This is a genomic window from Empedobacter sp. UBA2044, assembly GCF_002333005.1.
Classification (GTDB): domain Bacteria; phylum Bacteroidota; class Bacteroidia; order Flavobacteriales; family Weeksellaceae; genus Empedobacter; species Empedobacter falsenii_B.
This window is the reverse complement of record NZ_DDBA01000054.1, coordinates 1-20,231: the sequence shown is the minus strand read 5'-3', so window position 1 is coordinate 20,231 and position 20,231 is coordinate 1. Positions and strand designations below refer to the sequence as shown.

At 31.3% G+C, this 20,231-nt stretch carries 17 protein-coding genes; 9 read left to right on the top strand and 8 right to left on the bottom strand.

The window, feature by feature from the left end; all coding sequences use genetic code 11:
- Positions 1 to 35: 35 nt before the first annotated feature.
- The 3 genes from aspS to B4E59_RS09380 form a co-directional block, all read right to left on the bottom strand.
- A complete protein-coding gene (gene aspS, locus B4E59_RS09390) occupies positions 36 to 1,793 on the bottom strand; it encodes an aspartate--tRNA ligase (RefSeq protein WP_286495565.1) in 1,758 nt (585 codons plus the stop codon).
- Between the two features lie 119 nt (positions 1,794 to 1,912).
- A complete protein-coding gene (locus tag B4E59_RS09385) occupies positions 1,913 to 3,331 on the bottom strand; it encodes a hypothetical protein (protein WP_291052642.1) in 1,419 nt (472 codons plus the stop codon).
- Between the two features lie 90 nt (positions 3,332 to 3,421).
- Positions 3,422 to 5,323 carry an amino acid permease gene (locus tag B4E59_RS09380; protein WP_221855381.1) on the bottom strand — a complete coding sequence of 634 codons (1,902 nt, stop codon included), beginning with the start codon at positions 5,321 to 5,323 and terminating at the stop codon, positions 3,422 to 3,424.
- Between the two features lie 140 nt (positions 5,324 to 5,463).
- Here B4E59_RS09380 and B4E59_RS09375 point away from each other — a divergent pair, with 140 nt between their 5' ends.
- Complete coding sequence (locus B4E59_RS09375) at positions 5,464 to 6,489, top strand: M28 family peptidase (RefSeq protein WP_280049540.1); 1,026 nt, start codon at positions 5,464 to 5,466, stop codon at positions 6,487 to 6,489.
- Between the two features lie 51 nt (positions 6,490 to 6,540).
- Here the strand turns inward: B4E59_RS09375 and B4E59_RS09370 are convergent, their stop codons facing one another.
- The 3 genes from B4E59_RS09370 to B4E59_RS09360 are packed head-to-tail and all read right to left on the bottom strand — an operon-like array spanning position 6,541 to position 9,489.
- Positions 6,541 to 7,302 (bottom strand): ABC transporter permease, encoded by a 762-nt coding sequence (locus tag B4E59_RS09370; RefSeq protein WP_286495567.1) that lies wholly within the window; start codon positions 7,300 to 7,302, stop codon positions 6,541 to 6,543.
- Position 7,303: 1 nt separating this feature from the next.
- Positions 7,304 to 8,185 (bottom strand): ABC transporter ATP-binding protein, encoded by an 882-nt coding sequence (locus B4E59_RS09365; protein WP_286495568.1) that lies wholly within the window; start codon positions 8,183 to 8,185, stop codon positions 7,304 to 7,306.
- On the bottom strand, positions 8,185 to 9,489 hold the full coding sequence (locus B4E59_RS09360) for an erythromycin esterase family protein (RefSeq protein WP_291047075.1): 1,305 nt from the start codon (positions 9,487 to 9,489) through the stop codon (positions 8,185 to 8,187). Before B4E59_RS09360 ends, B4E59_RS09365 begins: the two co-directional genes overlap by 1 nt.
- A gap of 185 nt (positions 9,490 to 9,674) precedes the next feature.
- Here B4E59_RS09360 and B4E59_RS09355 point away from each other — a divergent pair, with 185 nt between their 5' ends.
- The 5 genes from B4E59_RS09355 to B4E59_RS09335 all read left to right on the top strand — a co-directional run bounded on the left by B4E59_RS09355 (position 9,675) and on the right by B4E59_RS09335 (position 16,700).
- Positions 9,675 to 11,165, top strand: a complete 1,491-nt coding sequence (locus tag B4E59_RS09355) for an aminoacyl-histidine dipeptidase (protein WP_219034212.1) — start codon at positions 9,675 to 9,677, stop codon at positions 11,163 to 11,165.
- Between the two features lie 262 nt (positions 11,166 to 11,427).
- The gene (locus B4E59_RS09350) at positions 11,428 to 14,997 is read left to right on the top strand and encodes a glycoside hydrolase family 2 TIM barrel-domain containing protein (protein ID WP_291052639.1); all 3,570 of its coding nucleotides are present in this window, start codon (positions 11,428 to 11,430) and stop codon (positions 14,995 to 14,997) included.
- Positions 14,940 to 15,494, top strand: a complete 555-nt coding sequence (locus B4E59_RS09345) for a discoidin domain-containing protein (protein WP_291052637.1) — start codon at positions 14,940 to 14,942, stop codon at positions 15,492 to 15,494. Before B4E59_RS09350 ends, B4E59_RS09345 begins: the two co-directional genes overlap by 58 nt.
- A 98-nt stretch (positions 15,495 to 15,592) precedes the next feature.
- Positions 15,593 to 16,384 (top strand): cobalamin-binding protein, encoded by a 792-nt coding sequence (locus B4E59_RS09340; RefSeq protein ID WP_286495573.1) that lies wholly within the window; start codon positions 15,593 to 15,595, stop codon positions 16,382 to 16,384.
- A 4-nt stretch (positions 16,385 to 16,388) separates the two neighbouring features.
- The gene (locus tag B4E59_RS09335; RefSeq protein ID WP_219034206.1) at positions 16,389 to 16,700 is read left to right on the top strand and encodes a hypothetical protein; all 312 of its coding nucleotides are present in this window, start codon (positions 16,389 to 16,391) and stop codon (positions 16,698 to 16,700) included.
- A 26-nt stretch (positions 16,701 to 16,726) separates the two neighbouring features.
- On the opposite strand, the gene murB is transcribed toward B4E59_RS09335, so the two are convergent.
- A complete protein-coding gene (murB, locus tag B4E59_RS09330) occupies positions 16,727 to 17,746 on the bottom strand; it encodes a UDP-N-acetylmuramate dehydrogenase (protein WP_219034205.1) in 1,020 nt (339 codons plus the stop codon).
- Between the two features lie 13 nt (positions 17,747 to 17,759).
- Positions 17,760 to 18,962, bottom strand: coding sequence for a pyridoxal phosphate-dependent aminotransferase (locus B4E59_RS09325; protein WP_221854791.1), 1,203 nt, complete (start codon positions 18,960 to 18,962; stop codon positions 17,760 to 17,762).
- Between the two features lie 100 nt (positions 18,963 to 19,062).
- On the opposite strand from B4E59_RS09325, the gene B4E59_RS09320 reads away from it, so the two are divergent.
- From B4E59_RS09320 to B4E59_RS09310, 3 genes are all read left to right on the top strand, one after another.
- Positions 19,063 to 19,422, top strand: coding sequence for a YtxH domain-containing protein (locus B4E59_RS09320; RefSeq protein WP_125350224.1), 360 nt, complete (start codon positions 19,063 to 19,065; stop codon positions 19,420 to 19,422).
- Positions 19,423 to 19,485: 63 nt separating this feature from the next.
- On the top strand, positions 19,486 to 19,836 hold the full coding sequence (locus B4E59_RS09315) for a phage holin family protein (RefSeq protein WP_219034203.1): 351 nt from the start codon (positions 19,486 to 19,488) through the stop codon (positions 19,834 to 19,836).
- Entirely contained in the window at positions 19,826 to 20,152 is a 327-nt protein-coding gene (locus tag B4E59_RS09310) for a hypothetical protein (protein WP_115000004.1), read from the top strand. Before B4E59_RS09315 ends, B4E59_RS09310 begins: the two co-directional genes overlap by 11 nt.
- Positions 20,153 to 20,231 lie beyond the last annotated feature (79 nt).

Genomic DNA, 20,231 nt, shown 5'->3' with positions numbered 1-20,231 from the left:
AAGTAGTCTTTAATATTTATAGAAAATTTTTCTTTTTATTTTGCAACAAATGTTGACGCAATATTCAGTTCATCCATTTGTGTTTGATCAATTGGAGAAGGTGCATCAATCATGACATCGCGACCCGAATTATTTTTAGGGAATGCGATGTAATCACGAATTGTTTCTGAACCATCTAAAATCGATACAAAACGATCAAAACCGAATGCTAAACCTCCATGAGGTGGCGCACCATATTTGAAAGCGTTCATTAAGAAACCAAATTGCGCTTCTGCTTGATCTGGCGTAAATCCTAATAATTCGAACATTCTTGCTTGAACTTCTTTATCGAAAATACGAATAGAACCTCCACCGATTTCATTCCCATTTAAAACTAAATCATATGCATTTGCACGAACTTCACCTGGATTAGTCGCAATTAATTCCATATCCTCTGGTTTTGGAGAAGTAAATGGATGGTGCATCGCGTGATATCTTTCAGATTCTTCGTCCCATTCTAATAAAGGAAAATCTACAACCCATAATGGAGCAAAAACTTCTGGATTACGTAATCCTAAACGCTCTGCGATTTCCATACGTAAAGCCGATAATTGCGCACGAACTTTGTTTGTATTACCAGACATCACCAACATTAAATCTCCTGGTTTTGCGTTCATACGCTCTGCCCAAGCTGCTAAATCTTCTTGCGAATAAAATTTATCTACAGAAGATTTAAATGTTCCATCTTCATTATAACGCGCCCAAACAAGACCAGTTGCCCCAATTTGTGGACGTTGAACCCATTCGATTAATTTATCAATATCTTTACGTGTGTAAGCATTACAACCTTCCGCAGCAATACCAACAATTAATTCTTGTTCATCAAAGATTTTGAAATCTTTTCCTTTAGCTAAGTCTGTGATTTCACCGAATTCCATTCCAAAACGAATATCTGGTTTATCATTTCCATAACGACGCATTGCTTCTGCAAATGTCATACGTGGGAATTGTTCAAATTCTAATCCTTTGAAAGTATGTAATAAATGTTTTGCTAAACCTTCGAAAACATTCATGATATCTTCTTGTTCAACAAACGACATTTCACAGTCAATTTGTGTAAACTCTGGTTGACGGTCTGCACGTAAATCTTCGTCACGGAAACATTTTACAATTTGGAAATAGCGGTCTAAACCTCCTACCATTAATAATTGTTTGAATGTTTGTGGCGATTGTGGTAACGCATAAAATTCACCTGGATTCATACGAGATGGAACCACGAAATCACGCGCACCTTCTGGCGTAGATTTAATTAAAACTGGAGTTTCAACCTCTACAAATTCTTGTGCATCTAAATATTTACGAACTTCCTGCGCAACTTTAGAACGGAAGATTAATTTTTCTTTTACTGGATTACGACGAATATCTAAATAACGATATTTCATACGGATATCTTCTCCACCATCTGTATTATCTTCGATTGTAAATGGAGGCAATGCAGATTCATTCAAAATTGTAATGTTTTCTGCTAAGATTTCAATATCCCCTGTTGGAATGTTTGGATTTTTTGAAGCTCTTTCGATTACAGTTCCTGTAACTTGAATTACGAACTCGCGTCCTAAATGACGAGCAGTTTCAAATAATTCTTTCGAAGAACGTTCTTCATCTAAGATGATTTGTGTGATTCCATAGCGATCACGTAAATCGATCCACATCATAAAACCTTTGTCACGTAACGTTGATACCCAACCGCTTAACGTGACTTTTTCATTAATGTTGGCTTGTGTTAATTCACCACAAGTATGAGTTCTAAACATTTGTCGTCAAATTTATAGGACAAAGGTAAAGTTTTGCGTCGAAATAAAGAAGTTATCTAACTTATTTGAGAAAATAAATTTAATAAAAAAAGCGATTCAAAATTGAATCGCTTTTCATACTATTTACAAGTCGTTTTATATTTTTCAAAAAAGGTTTTGATTCCATCTACAGATTTTAAGTCAAAATCCGTCACATTTAAACTACATTTTATGTATTCGTTGAAATTTTTTTCCAATTTATCATCATTATTATTTCCTAAATAAAGCGCTTTTTCTTGATTAGGTATTTTTATATAAAGTTTATTATTAGACGGTTCTTCTAAAATAAGAAATCCGTTATCTTCATTTAAAATTTTATAGAAATATGAAAAATCAGTGCTTAAACTCATTACATTTCCAATTGAATTAAAAACATTACCAATCGTTTTCAAACCTATATAACAATCTCCTGAATCTGTACAGAATTTTGCTCCTGTGTTTGATTTATATCGTGTAGATTTTTCTTTCCCTTTCTCATTTACAGCTTTTACATAAACTGATTTACCGTAATTTTCAGGTAAAGATTCTATATTGCTTTTTTCAACTTTACTTGTTGCATTTTCAAAATTAATCGAAAGTTTACCAGCAACCTTATTTCCTTTTTCGTCAATAAGAAAACCTGGGACATCATATAAATTGGAAGAATTTGCTTTAGCTTCTGCAATTTTATTCTGATAATCAACCCTTTCCTCTGTTGAATTTTTTATTTGAAGTTGAGTATTTAAAGCAAAACCATTTTTTAAAGCAAATCCTACAATTTGGGTAAAAAAATTATTATTCTTTATATCTCTTGAACTTTTATCTTTTAATGGGTTTTCTAATTCTTTTAATTTTAATGAATAAACTTTATTTAAGTCACTAATTTCTAAAGAATTTCCTCCAAATTCACCTACTTTATAATTATTATTTTCAACTAAAGTATAATTATCTACAGAAAATCCAGAAGGAGAATACAATATTTGTCCAATTATAATGTTATTTTGATATATAATTCCTTTATTGTCAAAATAAATCCCATTAGATTTCACTAATTCTGTTAATTCATCTAATAATTTATTATAATCTAAAATTTCATTATTATATTCCTCTTGTATATCTCTTTTATCAAGTTGCAAAATTTGTTGTACAATAGATTGATCTATTCCATTTGAAGTAATAATCTTATATTGTCCATTTGAAAAGGTTTTCACAATATCTTTTTCTAAATTAAATAAAGAGAAACCTTTCATATCTGTTTCAAAATCATTAGACTGATTTGATGTTAAATCAATCAATCTAAACCAAATTTTATTACCACCATATGGATATGGTTCAGCTTTATATTCAATAGATAAAATTGGTTTATTTTGTATATCTGACAACGTATAAACACGTTTTTTTCCTTCAACTAATGCAACTTCTTTTTTATCAAATAGAACTTTTCCTTTTTTTATATCAATATCTTGCGCAGAAACATAAAAAGAACCTAAAATAAACAGGCTCAATAGAATTTTTTTCATAGGGTTAAATTTCTGCAAATATAACTGATAGAAACAAAAAGATCCGGTTATAAATGATTATAATCGGATCTTTTATTGTTTATTGTAAGTTTAAACATTTCTCAACTTACTATGTTTATAACCGTAAGTGAAATAAATTGTTAAACCAATTGCAATCCAAATCAAGAAAATCATCCAGTTTTTCAATCCTAATTGCGCCATCATATAAAAACAACACAACATACCAGCTAACGGAATAATAGAAGTTCTTTTGAAAAATGTTCTAACTACCATAAAAACATAAATCATTAAGAATAGAATCATTGGAATTTTGTGTTTGAAAACATCCCATCCTTTTTCCATCTTCTTATCTTCGTAAACTGGTAATTTGCTCAAAGTAGATTTATATTGTTCTGGAGATAATTGTGCCAAATAATCATCCAAAAATTCAATTTCAGATCCTGTTAATTCATTAATTGTTGCATAAGAATCTTTTAATTCTTTTGGCGATAACGAATTTACAAAATGTTCAATTGGCATAGGTTGCGGTTTATTCGTAAAGAAATCAATCGAATCATCTTTAAATGTTGTTGCGCATAAAAATACAATCACGGCAGTTACAATTGGCATAATGTATTTTGCATTGATAAAAGGCGTTTTAAAATTTCCTCTTTTCGCATTTGGATCGGCATCCATACGAAGTACAGCAGCACAAACTAACACAAAAGCAAACAAAGTTCCAATAGAACAAGCATCAACAACCAATTCCAAATCTGTAAATAAAATAGGAACTCCAACTACAAATCCAGTAAAAATAGTTGCAAAAGAAGGTGTTTTAAATTTCGGGTGAATAGTAGAAAATTTCTTTGGTAATAAACCATCACGAGACATTGTCATCCAAATACGAGGTTGCCCAATTTGAAAAACAATAAATACACTCGCCATCGCTACTACAGCCGAAAAAGCAATAATTCCTGCCAACCACTTTAAATCTTGAATTTTATCAAAAACATACGCCAAAGGATCTCCAACATTCAATTCAGAATAATGAACCATTCCCGTAATTACTAAAGCAATCAGCACATATAAAACAGTACAAATAATGATAGACGCAAAAATTCCACGAGGCAAATCTCGCTTCGGATCTTTACATTCTTCCGCAGTTGTGCTAATCGCATCAAACCCAATATAAGCGTAAAAAACAGACGAAACTCCAGCCAAAACACCTCCTACTCCATTCGGTGCAAAAGGATTCCAATTATCTGGATTCACATAAAAAGCACCAACCACAATTACCAAAAGTACCACAGCTAATTTTAACACAACCATTGCATTACTTGCTTTTCTCGATTCATTAATTCCACGATAAACCAAAGCTGTAATCAAAAAAGTAATGATTAATGCAGGAATATCCACCACTAAATTAAATCCTAAATATGGAGCATCTTTAAAGGCTAAATATTTTGGAATCTCTTGCGCATAAGGCGAATTCGCAATTCCTTCTAATGTTTTACCTTTCGCTAACTCATTCGAAACAAATTCAAAACCTTCTCTCGCCGTAAAATAATCCATTGTCATCCATTCTGGCAGATGTAATCCCATTCCGGAGAGCAAGGTGGTAAAATAATCACTCCACGAAATCGCGAGCACAATATTCCCAATCGCATATTCCATAATCAATGCCCAACCAATTACCCAAGCAAATAATTCTCCAAATGCAACATAGCTATAGGTATACGCACTACCCGAAACAGGCACTAACGAAGCAAATTCTGCATAAGCAAAAGCTGTAAAACCACAGGCAATTGCCGTAAAAATAAAAAGGAAGATAACTGCTGGTCCACCTTCAAAACTTGCTCGACCAATAGTACTAAAAATACCAGCTCCAACAATTGCGGCGATACCAAAACCTGTTAAATCTCGAACACCTAAAGTTCTTTTCATTGTAGTCGTGTTCTTTGCAGATTCTGCTAAAATGGATTCGACAGATTTTTTTCTGAATAATTGTGACATAATTTATTTAAAAACGGGCAAATATAAAAAAGACAATCCCAAATTCGGATAGAATCCGTATAAATATTGGTTTTTTATTCAAATTTTCTTTTTTATTCTGCTTGGTTAGATTAATTTTAAATTTAATTCAAAAAATTAACATGAAACAATTTTTATTTGCAATTGCTTTAACTGCTACTTTAGTAAGTTGTGATTCTACAAAACCAATTTCTCAGGAGAAATATCAAAAGAGTCTTGTAAAATATACAGACAAAATTTCTGAAGCTGAATTAAAAAAACAGCTTTACATCATTGCTGCGCCTGATATGGAAGGTAGAAATGCTGGAACTGAAGGCGAAATAAAAGCGGGAAACTATATCTCTAATTATTACAAAGAATTAGGAATTAATGGACCAAATAATAATTATTTCCAAATTATTCCTGCTGGAACTTTTAACCGAGTAAAAGGTCAAATGAGAAATGTGATGGGATTCATCAAAGGATCAGAAAAACCAGAAGAAATTGTGGTGATTTCGGCACATTATGATCACGAAGGAATAAAAGATGGAAAATTATATGCTGGTGCTGATGATGATGGTTCTGGAACTGTTGCTGTAATGGAAATTGGTCGTATTTTCCGCGAAGCTGAGAAGAAAGGAATTCGTCCAAAACGTTCGGTTTTATTGCTACATGTTTCTGGTGAAGAAAAAGGATTATTAGGTTCTAAATATTATTCAGAACATCCAATTTTTCCTCTTGCAAACACAGTTGCAAATGTTAACATTGATATGATTGGTCGAGTAGACTACGAACATAATGAACAAACAAGAGACTTTGTTTATGTAATTGGTTCTGAAATGTTGTCTTCTGATTTACACAAAGCTGTTTTAGCAGCAAATGATGGATTAGGAATTAATTTAGATATGCGTTACAATACGCCAGATGATCCAAATCGTTTTTATTACCGTTCTGACCACTATAATTTTGCGAAACATAACATTCCGTCTGTTTTCTTCTTTAATGGTGTGCACGATGATTACCACAAACCAGGCGATACACCAGACAAAATTGAATATGATTTATTGACGCGTCGTACAAAATTAGCTTTCAATACAATTTGGATTTTAGCAAACGTCGAAAATAGACCAGTTGTAGACAAAGAATCTCCTATGCCTTCTACAAGATAAATATAAAAAGTATACATTAAAAAATCCCTTGAATTCAAGGGATTTTTTGCTTTATAGATTTTTCTTTCTTATAAAGATAAAGTAACTCAACCCTAAAAAGAAAATATTGTATATAAGGTTGATATAATCTAATCTTTCTAAAGATGCTATTTGATTCATTAAGTTATCAAATGATTTTGGAGAACTTGAATAAGGAATGAAATCTGCAAACTTTTTACTACTAATCACAGAACAAAAAACAGTTACAAATAGAGAAAAACCTACTGGATAAATAAAACTTCTGAAGAATAAACTCAAAGCAAATTGTATCATAGATACAGCTAAACATCCAATCCATAATTTGAAAAAAGTGTAAAAAGCAATTTCTCTAAAATCAAAATTCTGAAAACCATAATTTGGTGAAATAAATTGTAATAAATATCCACTTAATAGAAAAAACACATAAGCCCCAACAACAGAAAAACTGACTATAATTAAAATAAATAAAGCTTTGGCTAAATAAATTTTAGCATGTGAAATGGGCAGTGTAAATAACAATTTATAATTGTTGTTCTTATATTCTACATCGCAACATGAATGCACAAACACAGCAATTAAAACTGGAAATAGCATATAGAAAAACATAAAAACATATCGTCCTAAAAAACCGTACCACGGATTCAAAGCAATAGGTTCCATTGGTACTTTATAAATTAAATAGAAAAAAACACCTAAAACGACTAAAGTTGGTAAAAATAATACACCAAAAATTTCTTTGTTTTTTGATAATTTATATAGTTCGGAAGCAAATGCTTTATAAAATGTATTTGTCATTTTAGTGTTGAATTAGGTTAATAAAAATTTGTTCAAGATTAGCTGTTTCAGACTGAACATCATAAATTTTAATGTTATGCTGAATTAATTGTTGTATTTTTTGATGAAAATCATCATCGTTTTCAATTTCAAAATGCATGACGTTATCTTCAATTATTACATTTTCAAAAAGTTGTTTTGCTTTCTCTGCATCATTTATTTTTATAGCAACTTTACGAACAACATTCCCAAGTAATTCTTCTTTTTTGCCTTCAAAAATCATCTTTCCTCCTTCTATAATTCCAATATGCGTAGCAACTCGTTCTAATTCACTTAAAATATGACTTGACAAAAAAATCGTTTTACCTGATGCATTCAACCTCAAAAACAATTCGCGCATTTCATAAATTCCTTGTGCATCCAATCCATTAAGAGGTTCATCTAAAATCAAAATTTCTGGATCATGAAAAATCGCTATTGCAATTCCCAAACGTTGTTTCATTCCCATCGATAAATCAGATGTTTTATAATGTTCCGCGTACAACAAACCAACCAAATCTAACACTTCACTAATTCGCTCCTCACCTTTTTGATAAATTACATCTAAGTATTTTAAATTTTCATAAACAGTCAATTTTGTGTAAAAACAAGGCGCTTCAATCAAATTACCTGTTAAAGCATGAATCTTAATAGGATGTTTTTTGATACTCAACTCATTCAAGAAAATAGTATCTTCATTCGAATTCAATAATCCTAAAAGCAATTTTATTGTTGTCGATTTTCCTGCTCCATTTCGCCCCAAATAGCCATAAATACTTCCTTTCGGAACATTAAGATTAACTTGATTTAATATTTGTTTTGACCCGAAACTAAAATTCAAATCTTTTATTTCTATACTTTTCATTATTTCTCTTCTTTTAGTGGTGTTGGTTCTTGATTAACATCGATGTAAAAAATTCCATCTACAAAGTCACTCCATTTTGCTTTTACATTCATTCCTTGATCTATAACTGAATAATACTCAGATTTTAGTGCAGATTGATTCGGAATTTGACTAAAATCTAAAAAGAAATAAGGCTGATTAAGTTGATGAAATGCATTCTCTACCGCATATTTATTAGGTGTATTAATTATTTGTTTCAGAGGATTATAAACGCCATACGAAGTAAAACCAATTGCATACGATTGGTTCTTGTATTTTTCTTTGATATATTGTCCCAATGGTTTAAAATTATTCGGATAATATTTTTTGTAAGCATGTACATTCGCCGACCAAATAATTACTTTCTGATTTGGATAAAGAGAATCCAATTGATAAATTAAATTCTCTACCATCAAAGAATCTCTAAAATTCATACTTTCCTTAGTTCCAGATTTATACATCAAATTTTTCTGAATATGGTTTTTAATATCTTTCAGATAACGTGAATAGATTTTAGTTTCTTCAGTTTTTGGAAGCCTTGATATTCGTAATGAAATCGATTGTAACTCTTTAAGGAGTTGAGTAATTTCATTTTTTTTATATGTAGCTTCAGTAAATTTTTTATATCTAAAAATTGTAAGATTATCAATATTTTGATTTAAAAAAGGGTAATCATATAAAGATATATTTTGATTCGCTAAAAACTCTCTTAATAATTTTATACGTCTTAAATACCCATTATTTAAAATTTCTGTCAGTAAATCACCAGAATATTGCATATCAAAACCACCTAATGTGATTGGATTATTTGTTTTCTTAGTTTGTAAATAATAGTTATTTAGAGGTTGAGTTTCTTTATTATCCCACCAAAAATTAAACATACCAAGTCCCGCAATCGAATCTTTTCCAACACCTAAAGTTCCTTTTTCCATTTCTTGGTTGGTTATCCACATATCATATTGTCCAGCTTCGTACAAGACAACATTGTAATCCAAATTTTCGTGCAAATACTTTATCAAGCGTGATTTGGCTTTAAAAGTTTGTCCATCTTGATGTATACCTTCACCCAAAAAAACAATACGATTATCTTTTAACATCATTTTCAAAAATTCTAAATCCTGATTATTTTGTTCAGTCATTTCAATCGAATTTATTGGATGTTTATATTGATTTGTTTCAGCGATTATCTTCTCTGAGTCATCATTGAAAGTTTTCTTGAAAACAAAAACATTCAACAATACTGCACTGAGTAAAGTCAAAATTGTAAATAGTGTTAATTTCTTCATGAATCATTAGTGTTATTTAAAAATAGTATTTTTCGTATTACATCACGTTTTTATTTTTTCATTTATAATAATATGATTCATAAAAAAATAAAAAGGTTGGTTGAGAATCAAAAAAATTTAAAACTTCTTTAATAAAACTATATTGTCGCAATTCCGTAACTTTGAGGAACAATAAAAAACAAACAATGAATAACGATATTCTTAATTTGGAACCAAAAGCAATCTGGAAAAACTTCTCAGCATTGAATTCAGTTCCAAGACCTTCTAAGAAAGAAGAAAAAGTACGTCAGTTCATCATCAAATTTGGTGAAGATTTAGGTTTACCTGTCGAAACGGACGAAGTAGGAAATGTTTTAATCAAAAAAGCTGCTTATCCAGGAATGGAAGACCGTAAAAAAGTGATCATGCAATCGCACTTGGATATGGTTTGTCAAAAAAATAACGATGTAACATTCGATTTTGAAACACAAGGAATTGAAATGTACATTGAAGATGATAAATTTGTTACAGCAAATGGAACAACTTTAGGTGCAGATAACGGAATTGGAGTTGCGACAATTATGTCTATTTTAGAATCGAAAGATATTCCTCATCCAGCTATTGAAGCATTTTTTACAATTGACGAAGAAACTGGAATGACTGGTGCTTTAGGTTTGAAAGCTGGATTCTTATCTGGGAAAATCTTGTTGAACTTAGATACCGAAGAAGATGATGAATTAGACATTGGTTGCGCTGGTGGTGTTGATGTAACGGCGACAAAAGCTTACACTACAGAAGCTACTAACGGAACTGCTTTTACCTTAACATTAAAAGGTTTGAACGGTGGACACTCTGGAATGCAAATTCACGAAGGTTTAGGAAATTCGAACAAATTAATTGCTCGTTTATTAAATGCTGCAACTGAATTTGGTTTACAAATCGCTCATATGGAAGGTGGAAGTTTACGTAACGCTATTCCTCGCGAGTCTTGGGCTAAAATTGTGATTCCTACAGATAAAGTTGACGCTTTCAAAGCTTCTTACGAAACTTTACGCGCTGAAATTATTGAAGAATATGAAACGAAAGAACCTAAAATGGTGATTACACTAGAACCAACTGATGCAACTGATGCAATGTCAGCACAAGATTCTAAAGTTTTTGTTCAAACAATTATGGCAGCTTTCAATGGTGTTTACAGAATGAGTCCAGATGTTGAAGGTTTAGTAGAAACATCTAACAATGTGGCTCGCGTAGAAGTTATTGACGGAAACGCTCGTGTTTTATGTTTAACGCGTTCTTCTATAGAATCAGGTAAAGAAGCATTAGCACAAACATTAAAAGCTGGTTTCGAATTAGGTGGTTTTGAGGTTAAATTCTCTGGTTCTTACCCAGGTTGGAAAGCAAATACTCATTCTGAAATTTTAGAATTGATGAAAGGAATTTATGTTTCAAAATTTGGAGAAGAACCAAAAGTTGTGGCTTGCCACGCAGGTTTAGAATGCGGAATTATTGGAACAAATTATCCAGGTTTGGATATGATTTCTTTTGGTCCAAACATCTCTGGTGCTCACTCTCCTGACGAAAAAGTAGAAATTGCTTCTGTACAAAAATTCTGGGATTATTTATTAGATATTTTAAAAGATATTCCAAACGATGGTCCAGTTAATTACAGCTGTGCAAATTCAAAAAATATATAATTTAAGCTGAAAACTTAATCTAAAGACCACTTTTGCAAGTGGTCTTTTTTTACAATAATACTTTTTAAACAATTCTTTTAATCAAATTAAAATTTTTCTATAATTCTATTTATTTCAGAAAAAAAATCATTAATCATTCATAAGATTAAAAAACAATTATTTACAATTTTATCACCTTATTTTTACTTCTTCAAATAAGCATAATCATTTAATAATCTAGACTATATTTGTTTAACACGTGATTAAAAATGCTTATTGAAAAATGAATCTTATAACAAAATACAGTAAAGTTATTGTTTCTGCACTTGTTATTCAGACAACTTTTGCACAAATAAATCCGCCAATTGAAAATCCTTTTACTCATAATTTAGGGGGCTTCAATTACGGAACGAAAGATTCTCCAGACGGTAACGAATGGGAATCGCCAATGAATTTATCCTTCAACAAAGAATTACCTAAAAGCTATTTTTTCTCTTTTGAGAATCAAAATCAAGCTGTAAAACTTTTACCAGAAAATAGTCCATATTGGATGAATTTGAATGGTACTTGGAAATTTAATTGGGTAAAAAACCCAAACGAAAGACCGAAAAATTTTTACGAAAACAATTTTGATACCTCTTCTTGGGCTGATGTTCCTGTCCCGATGAGTTGGAATATTTTTGGAATTCAGAAAAATGGAGATTTAAAATATGGTGTTCCAATTTATGTCAATCAAAAAGTTATTTTTCAGCATGCTGTAAAAGTTGATGATTGGAAAGGCGGTGTAATGAGAGAGCCTAACAAAGATTGGACAACATATATTTATAGAAATGAAGTTGGTTCGTATAAACGTACATTCGATGTTCCTAAAAATTGGGATGGACGTGATATTTACATGAATTTTGATGGAGTAGATTCATTTTTCTACTTATGGATTAATGGAAAATATGTTGGTTTTTCTAAAAATTCTAGAAATTTAGCTTCATTTAACATTACACCTTATCTAAATAAAAAAGGTGAAAATTCTGTAGCAGTTGAAGTCTATAGGAATTCTGACGCTTCATTCTTAGAAGCACAAGATATGTTTAGATTGCCAGGAATTTTTCGTACAGTTTCATTAACATCAAAACCGAAAATCCAAGTTAGAGATTTGGTTGTAATTCCTGATGTAACGAATAACTATAAAGATGATGAACTAAATATTTCGGCTGATATTAGAAATTTATCAAATAAAGTCGCAAAAGGTTATAAAATTGCTTATACACTTTATCAAAATAAATTATACAGCGACGAAACTGAAAAAATTGCAACAACTGAATATATTATCAATTCTGATGCAGTTACAATCAATCCTAATTCTTCATCTATTTACAAACTAAAACTAAAACTAAAGAATGCAAATCTTTGGTCAGCAGAGCGTCCTTATCGTTATACGTTAGTTGGAGAATTAAAAGATGTAAAGAACAAAACAATCGAAACAGTTTCGACGAATGTAGGATTTAGAAAGGTTGAAATTAAAGATACAAAAGCTGAAGATGATGAGTTTGGTTTGGCTGGACGTTATTTCTATGTAAATGGAAAAACAGTAAAACTGAAAGGTGTTAACCGCCACGAAACAAATCCTGAAAAAGGAAAAGTTGTGACACGTCAACAGATGGAAGAAGAAATTAAGTTGATGAAACGTGCAAATATTAACCATGTTCGTAACTCACATTATCCAGATGATCCTTATTGGTATTATTTATGCGACAAATATGGGATTTATTTAGAGGACGAGGCCAATGTAGAAAGTCACCAATATTACTACGGTGAAGCTTCAATCTCTCATCCAAAAGAGTGGAGAGATGCGCACGTGGCACGTAATGTAGAGATGGTTCATGCAACAATCAATCATCCTTCTATCGTTATTTGGTCTTTAGGAAATGAGGCTGGTCCTGGAAATAATTTTGTTGAAGCCTACAATGCAATCAAAAAAATTGATACTTCTCGTCCTGTTCAATACGAGCGAAATAATGCAATTGTTGATATGGGATCTAATCAATACCCTTCTATCAATTGGGTTCGTGGTGCTGTACAAGGAAATTATAAGTTAAAATATCCTTTCCATATTTCTGAATATGCGCATGGAATGGGAAATGCAGCTGGAAATCTGATAGATTATTGGGAAGCAATGGAATCTACCAACTTCTTTATGGGAGGTGCTATTTGGGATTGGGTTGACCAAGCAATGTATTATTATGATAAAAAGACAGGCGAAAAATTCTTCGCTTACGGAGGTAATTTCGGGGATAAACCAAATGACGGAACGTTTGTAAACAATGGATTAGTTTTCGCTGATTTAAAGGAAAAACCTTCTTACTGGGAAGTTAAAAAAGTCTATCAAAATGTTGGTGTAAAACCTGCAAATATCTTGAATGGTGAAATCGAAATTTTTAATAAAAATTATTTCATTTCGTTAGAAGATTACACGCCAGAATGGGCTTTATACGAAGATGGAATCGAAATTGAAAGAAGTACAGCTTTTATTGAGCCTAAAAAAATCATTAGTCCTCGCGAAAAACAAATCGTTCGTTTACCAATTAATCAATCAAAATTAAAACCTACATCAGAGTATTTTGTAAAAATTCAATTCAAGCAAAATCATGATCAATTGTGGGCGAAGAAAGATTATGTTCAAATGGAAGAACAAATTTTTGTGAAAGCTGCAGAACAAATTCCGACAATTCAAGAAGTTCAAAAAACAAATCAAATTACCATAACAGATTCAGAAAAACTAAAAACAATTAGTGGAAATGGTTTCGCTGTAAAATTTGATAATCAAACTGGAACTATTTATAGTTTAAATTATAATAACCAAACGATTATTAAAGATGGTGACGGTCCAAAATTAGATGCTTATCGTGCACCAATGGATAATGACAACTGGGCGTATCAGCAATGGTTTCAAAAAGGTTTACATAATTTAAAACACAAAGTTTTATCATCAACTTCTTACACAAGAAAAGATGGCGCAATTGTATTATCGTATGTTGTAGAATCACAAGCGCCAAATAGCGCATCACTTTTAGGAGGTACTTCTGGAACATATAAGATCGAAGAACACAAAGACCAAGTATTTGGGGAAAATGATTTCAAATTTACTTCAAATCAAGTTTGGACGATTTATCCAGATGGTTCAATCGAATTATCGTCAAGTATTACTTCAAATGACGAATCGCTTGCTTTAGCGCGTTTAGGTTATGAATTGAAATTACCAGAAAATTTGAGCAATTACAACTATTACGGACGCGGTCCGATTAATAATTATGCAGATCGTAAAACCGCTCAGAATATTGAATTTCATAAAAGTACAGTGAAAGATCAGTTTGTACCGTGGCCAAATCCGCAAAGTATGAGTAATAATGAGGAAGTTAGATGGAGTTCTTTAACTGATACTTCTGGAAATGGGGTTGTTTTTGTAAGCAAAGATTTGATGTCAACTTCTGTTTTGCCTTGGAGCGAATTAGAATTAACGCAAACGCCTCATTTCTATCAATTACCAAAAAGTAATGGAACGTATATGCATTTAGATGCTGGTGTTACAGGGCTTGGAGGAAATAGTTGTGGGCAAGGACCACCATTAGAACAAGATCGTGTAAAACCAAACGCAACAACTTTTGGATTTATTATTCGTCCTGTTCAAAGCAATAATTATTCAACGCAAGCAAAAGTAAAAGGAGCAGGAGATTCTCCACTTCTTATTACACGAAACAAAATTGGGGAAGTTACAATTTTGAGCCAAATCAACATGCAGATTTGTATTACAAAATCGGGAATGGAAAAGAAACGAAGTATACAGAACCTTTCAAATTGAGAGATGCGAATACAATTGTTACTTGGGATAAAAATAATCCGAACATTAAAGTTTCTTCAAAATTTACTAAAATAGAAACGATTCCGTTACAAGTTGTTTTTGCTTCAAGTCAAGAAACTGGAGAAGGAGATGCTGCAAATCTTGTAGATCGTAATCCAAGCTCTATTTGGCATACGATGTATTCTGTCACTGTTGCGCAATATCCTCATTGGGTTGATTTTGATGCAGGAGAATTCAAGATGATTAAAGGATTTACATATTTACCTCGTCAAGATGGAGCTAATGGAAATATAAAAGATTATAGAATTCAGATTAGTTTAGACGGAAAAAATTGGAGTAACCCTATCAAAGAAGGTTCTTTCGAGAAAAACACTAAACTGCAAACAATTTTGTTCGACAAACCAATTCGCGGAAGATATATCCGTTTCACAGCTTTAAGTTCTCAGAATGGACAAGATTACGCTGCTGGATCCGAATTTGGAGTTTTAGTTAACTAACATTTTTACTCATAGTTTTTTCAAAAGGAATTCATATCATACAAAATGGTATGAATTTCTTATTTTTATACCTCACATCAATTTAACATCAAACCAAAATGTCATCAAATCGATATCCTCAACGCATTGTTTGCTTAACCGAAGAAGGAACTGAAATTATGTATAACATTAACGAACAACATCGTTTAGTAGGAATTAGTGGTTTTACCTATCGTCCGCCACAAGCAAGAAAAGAAAAACCTAAAGTTTCAACTTTTTTAGATGCTAAATTTGAAGATATCATCAATTTGAAGCCAGATTTTGTTGTAGGATATTCTGATTTACAAGCTGATATTGCAGCAGAATTAATTAGAAGAGGAATTAATGTTTTTATTTTTAATCACCGAACAGTTGATGAAATTTTAAATATGATTGTGCAATTTACTTCATTGATTGGTTGTCAAGATAAAGGATTAAAATTAGTCGAATTTTACGAAAAGAAACTCGAAGAAGTAAAACAACAAGCAACTCTTCTTCCCTATCGCCCAACAGTATTTTTTGAAGAATGGGACGAACCAATTATTTCGGGAAGCGCTTGGGTTAATGATTTGATAGAAATTGCTGGTGGAAAATTAGCTTTTCCAGAACTCAAAAATAAAGCTTTAGCTAAAGATCGTATTTTGTTGGATGAACAAGTGATTGAACGAAATCCTGATATTATTATCGGTTCGTGGTGTGGTAAAATGTTCAAACCCGAAAAAGTAAAACAACGAATTGGTTTCGAAAACGTAAAAGCTATTCAACAAAATCATTTATACGAAATAAAATCTGAATTGATTTTACAACCTGGTCCTGCTGCTTTAACCGATGGTTTGGATAAAATTGTGGAGATTATTACAAATTATAAATAAATATATGGATCCGGATTTTTTAATTTTGTATACTAAAGTAATTTTAGTCCTTCACTTCGTATTCGATATTTTATTATTAATTATTTCTATTGTTGCTCACGGAAAAAAAATAAGTTTTAGTAATTATCTAATTTTCATAACAATTTCTATATTACTATTATCAATAATAAGATTATCTATAAAAGAATATCTTGGTGTTTCAATTTATGAACTAAATATAGTAACAAATATTCTCGAAAAACTTTTATACATAGCATTCGGAATTATATTAATAATTGGAATTTCTAAATTAAAAATCAATAAAGAAGAAGAATAAAAATCCCGCTGAAAGCGGGATTTAATTTATTGTATAATATTGACTTCTCTAACCAATGTTACGCCATATTTGGCTTTCACATCTTCTATAATTCGTTCAGACAAATCATATATTTCGCGTCCTGTTGCATTTCCATAATTCACCAAGACCAAAGCTTGTTTGTCGTGAACTCCCGCATCTCCAAAACGTTTTCCTTTCCAACCTGCGTGTTCTATTAACCAACCAGCAGCTAATTTTACACCTAAATCAGTTTTGAAATGAGAAATTTCTGGATGAAGTTTTTCAATCTCAGCAAATTCTTCATTCGAAATCACAGGGTTTTTAAAGAAACTTCCCGAATTCCCTATTTGCGAAGGATCTGGTAATTTACTTTGACGAATTTTGATCACAGCTGCACTAATTTCTTGAATCGTTGGATCAAAAATTTGCTCCTTTTCCAATTCAGATTTTATTGCACCATAATCAACATGAAGTTTATGATTTTTCTTTGTCAGTTTAAACGTAACTGCCACCAAGACATATTGACCTCTCAATTCATTTTTAAAAACAGATTCGCGATAACCAAACTGACATTCTTCATTTGTAAAAGTACGTTCATCACCCGTTTCCAGAACTAATGTCTGAACTTCTTCGATATAATCTTTTACCTCTACGCCATACGCACCAATATTTTGCATCGGTGCAGTACCAACATTTCCAGGAATCAACGAAAGATTTTCTAATCCTCCGAAATCATTTTGCAACGTCCATTCAACAAAATTATGCCAATTCTCGCTTCCTTGCGCTTTTACATACACAAAATCATCATCTTCATTGATAATTTCGATTCCTTTCAAATTCAGTTTTAACACAATTCCAGGGAAATCGTCTACAAAAAGCATATTACTTCCTCCTCCTATAAATAAAATAGGTAAATCTTTTTGACGACGAAAAACCAAAACTTTTCGCAAATCTTGAATAGTTGCAACATCAGCAAAATATTTTGCTTTCGCTTCTATTCCAAATGTGTTATATAATTTTAATGAATAATTTTCGATGATTTCCATCTTCGTATTTTTCTTATGATCTAATTGTTCCTGGATATTGTTCTAAAGCTTCTTTCAAGATTTCGACAGAACGAACCAAATCTTCTTCTTTCAAAACATAAGCCAAACGAACTTCTTGAATTCCTGAATTTGGAGTTGAATAAAATCCTGCTCCTGGTGCCAACATTACTGTTTCTCCATTTGATGAGAAAGATTCTAATAACCAGATTGCAAATTTTTCTGCACTATCTACAGGTAATTGAATCATACAATAAAATGCTCCTTTTGGATTTGGACAAACAACACCTGGAATTTGTTGTAAACCTTCTACCAAAGTGTTGCGACGTTTTAAATATTCTGTACGACAATCTTCAAAATAAGTTCCTACGTTTCTGTGTGCTAATGTTGCAATGTACTGAGAAATTTCAACTGGACTTAAACGCGCTTGAGCATATAACATTGCTGCTTTTAAGAATTTCTCGTTACGTGTAATTAAAGCTCCAGAACGAGCTCCACATAAAGAAAAACGTTTCGATTCAGAATCAATTACAATTGCATTATCTTTCAATTCTGGGAAACTTAAAACAGATGTAAATTCTTCTTCTGTATATAAATATTCTGCATAAACTTCGTCCGCAATTAAATATATATCATGCTCTAAAACCAAATCTTTCAATTGATTTAATTCTTCTTTCGAATATACATAACCTGTTGGATTCCCTGGATTACAAATTAATATAGCACGTGTTTTATCTGTAATTTTTTTTGCAAACTCTTCTACTGCAGGTAATGCAAAATTATTTTCAATTGTAGATGGAACTGGAACAATATTTACATCGTTTTCACATGTAAATCCATTATAATTTGCATAAAAAGGTTCTGGAATAATAATTTCATCTCCTGGATTTGCAATAATTCCGAAAATAAATAATAAAGCTTCCGAACCTCCTAATGTTGCAATAAAATTTTCTGGCGTTAATTCAATTCCGCGATTTGTAAAATAATCTGCCAAAGCCTGACGATATTCCAACGTTCCTTCTGAGTGCGTATAAGAAATAATGTTTGAAGGAAAATTTTTCAATCCTTCTAAAACAGCTTTTGGCGACTCAATATCGGGCTGTCCAATATTTAAGTGATAAACTTTCGTTCCTCTTTTTTTCGCTGCATCTGCGTATGGCACCAACTTTCTGATTGGAGAAGCTGGCATATTTTGTGATTTTTCAGATAATATTAACATTTATTGTAATTTTTAAAATTTGATTTGAATTCTTTGGTATTGTTTTTGTAATTTTAAAGTGTAAATATAAAAAACGTTTAATCTCAAAAAAAACTTTATTATGAGTAAATTAAATAATGCAACTAAATTATTAGCAGGTTTAGCAATTGGAACAGCAATCGGAGCAGTAGTAGGTTTATTATATGCGCCAGAATCAGGGAAAGACACTCGCAAAAAATTAAAAAAAGAAGCTGACAAATACAAAAAAGAGTTAGACAAATACGCGAATGATTTTTCTGATAAAGCGAAAAAAACAAAAAAAGAATTAGAAGCTAAATTAGACGAAGTAAAATCAAAATTAGCAGAACAAAAAGACGAGTTTGTAGCAAAAGCGAAAGAAGCTGGAAAAGATTTAAAATCTAAAGCAAACCAAACAAAAGAAGATTTAAAAGACGAATTTCAAGAAAACGTAGGAGTTTAATTTCTTCGAAATACAACATTCCTTAAAATTTATAATTAACTTTGTCTGAAATAAATCAATTTTATGTTTAATGAACTAAAAGTTTATATTAATAATAGAATAACTTTAGCTAAATACGATCTCGTAGATTCGCTGAGTAATATGTTGGCGAGCGGTATTTATGTATTAATTATTGCCGTATTTTCTTTGTTTCTATTATTATTAGGAAGTTTAGCATTAGGATTTATTTTGGGAGGTTATTTTAATGATACAGGATTAGGTTTTCTTGCTGTAACTGGAATTTATTTCTTAATGATGGTTTTTTCTATTCTATTTAGAAAGAAATTAAAACTTTTCTTGACAAATATTGCCGTAGAAAACGCGATGGAAGCTATGTCTAACCAGGAAGATGACGAAGACGACGATGAAGAATAAAGAACAAATGTCTGCGATAAAAAATTTAGACGATTTGCGAATGGCAAAACGTAAACTAAAATTACAAATGAAAGTTGCTGAAAATAAACATGAAAATTCATTTGTAAATAAAGCAGTTAATCTTGTAACAAACTTAAAATCCGATACAAGTTTTACTTCTTCTAAAGTTGAAAGTGCATTAAATTGGGCTGGAGATAAAGCTTCAAAAAAATATCCAATGAAGGGAATTACAAAAATTTTAATTTCTGGATTGATTATGATAGCGGTTCCAATTATTACGAATAAAATTCAGGAATATATAGAAGAAAAATTATAAAATTATTTGATATTAAAAAACCACTTCGTTTGAAGTGGTTTTTTTGTGTGTTAATTTTAAGACACTGTACCAAAAACTG

Bases quoted from the DNA above. Each gene is read 5' to 3' on its own strand.
- B4E59_RS09320 (WP_125350224.1), top strand. From the start codon at position 19,063: ATGAGTAAATTAAATAATGCAACTAAATTATTAGCAGGTTTAGCAATT.
- murB (WP_219034205.1), bottom strand. From the start codon at position 17,746: ATGGAAATCATCGAAAATTATTCATTAAAATTATATAACACATTTGGA.
- B4E59_RS09385 (WP_291052642.1), bottom strand. From the start codon at position 3,331: ATGAAAAAAATTCTATTGAGCCTGTTTATTTTAGGTTCTTTTTATGTT.
- B4E59_RS09370 (WP_286495567.1), bottom strand. From the start codon at position 7,302: ATGACAAATACATTTTATAAAGCATTTGCTTCCGAACTATATAAATTA.
- B4E59_RS09350 (WP_291052639.1), top strand. From the start codon at position 11,428: ATGAATCTTATAACAAAATACAGTAAAGTTATTGTTTCTGCACTTGTT.
- B4E59_RS09365 (WP_286495568.1), bottom strand. From the start codon at position 8,185: ATGAAAAGTATAGAAATAAAAGATTTGAATTTTAGTTTCGGGTCAAAA.
- B4E59_RS09325 (WP_221854791.1), bottom strand. From the start codon at position 18,962: ATGTTAATATTATCTGAAAAATCACAAAATATGCCAGCTTCTCCAATC.
- B4E59_RS09360 (WP_291047075.1), bottom strand. From the start codon at position 9,489: ATGAAGAAATTAACACTATTTACAATTTTGACTTTACTCAGTGCAGTA.
- B4E59_RS09315 (WP_219034203.1), top strand. From the start codon at position 19,486: ATGTTTAATGAACTAAAAGTTTATATTAATAATAGAATAACTTTAGCT.
- B4E59_RS09375 (WP_280049540.1), top strand. From the start codon at position 5,464: ATGAAACAATTTTTATTTGCAATTGCTTTAACTGCTACTTTAGTAAGT.
- B4E59_RS09335 (WP_219034206.1), top strand. From the start codon at position 16,389: ATGGATCCGGATTTTTTAATTTTGTATACTAAAGTAATTTTAGTCCTT.
- B4E59_RS09380 (WP_221855381.1), bottom strand. From the start codon at position 5,323: ATGTCACAATTATTCAGAAAAAAATCTGTCGAATCCATTTTAGCAGAA.
- B4E59_RS09355 (WP_219034212.1), top strand. From the start codon at position 9,675: ATGAATAACGATATTCTTAATTTGGAACCAAAAGCAATCTGGAAAAAC.
- B4E59_RS09310 (WP_115000004.1), top strand. From the start codon at position 19,826: ATGAAGAATAAAGAACAAATGTCTGCGATAAAAAATTTAGACGATTTG.
- aspS (WP_286495565.1), bottom strand. From the start codon at position 1,793: ATGTTTAGAACTCATACTTGTGGTGAATTAACACAAGCCAACATTAAT.
- B4E59_RS09340 (WP_286495573.1), top strand. From the start codon at position 15,593: ATGTCATCAAATCGATATCCTCAACGCATTGTTTGCTTAACCGAAGAA.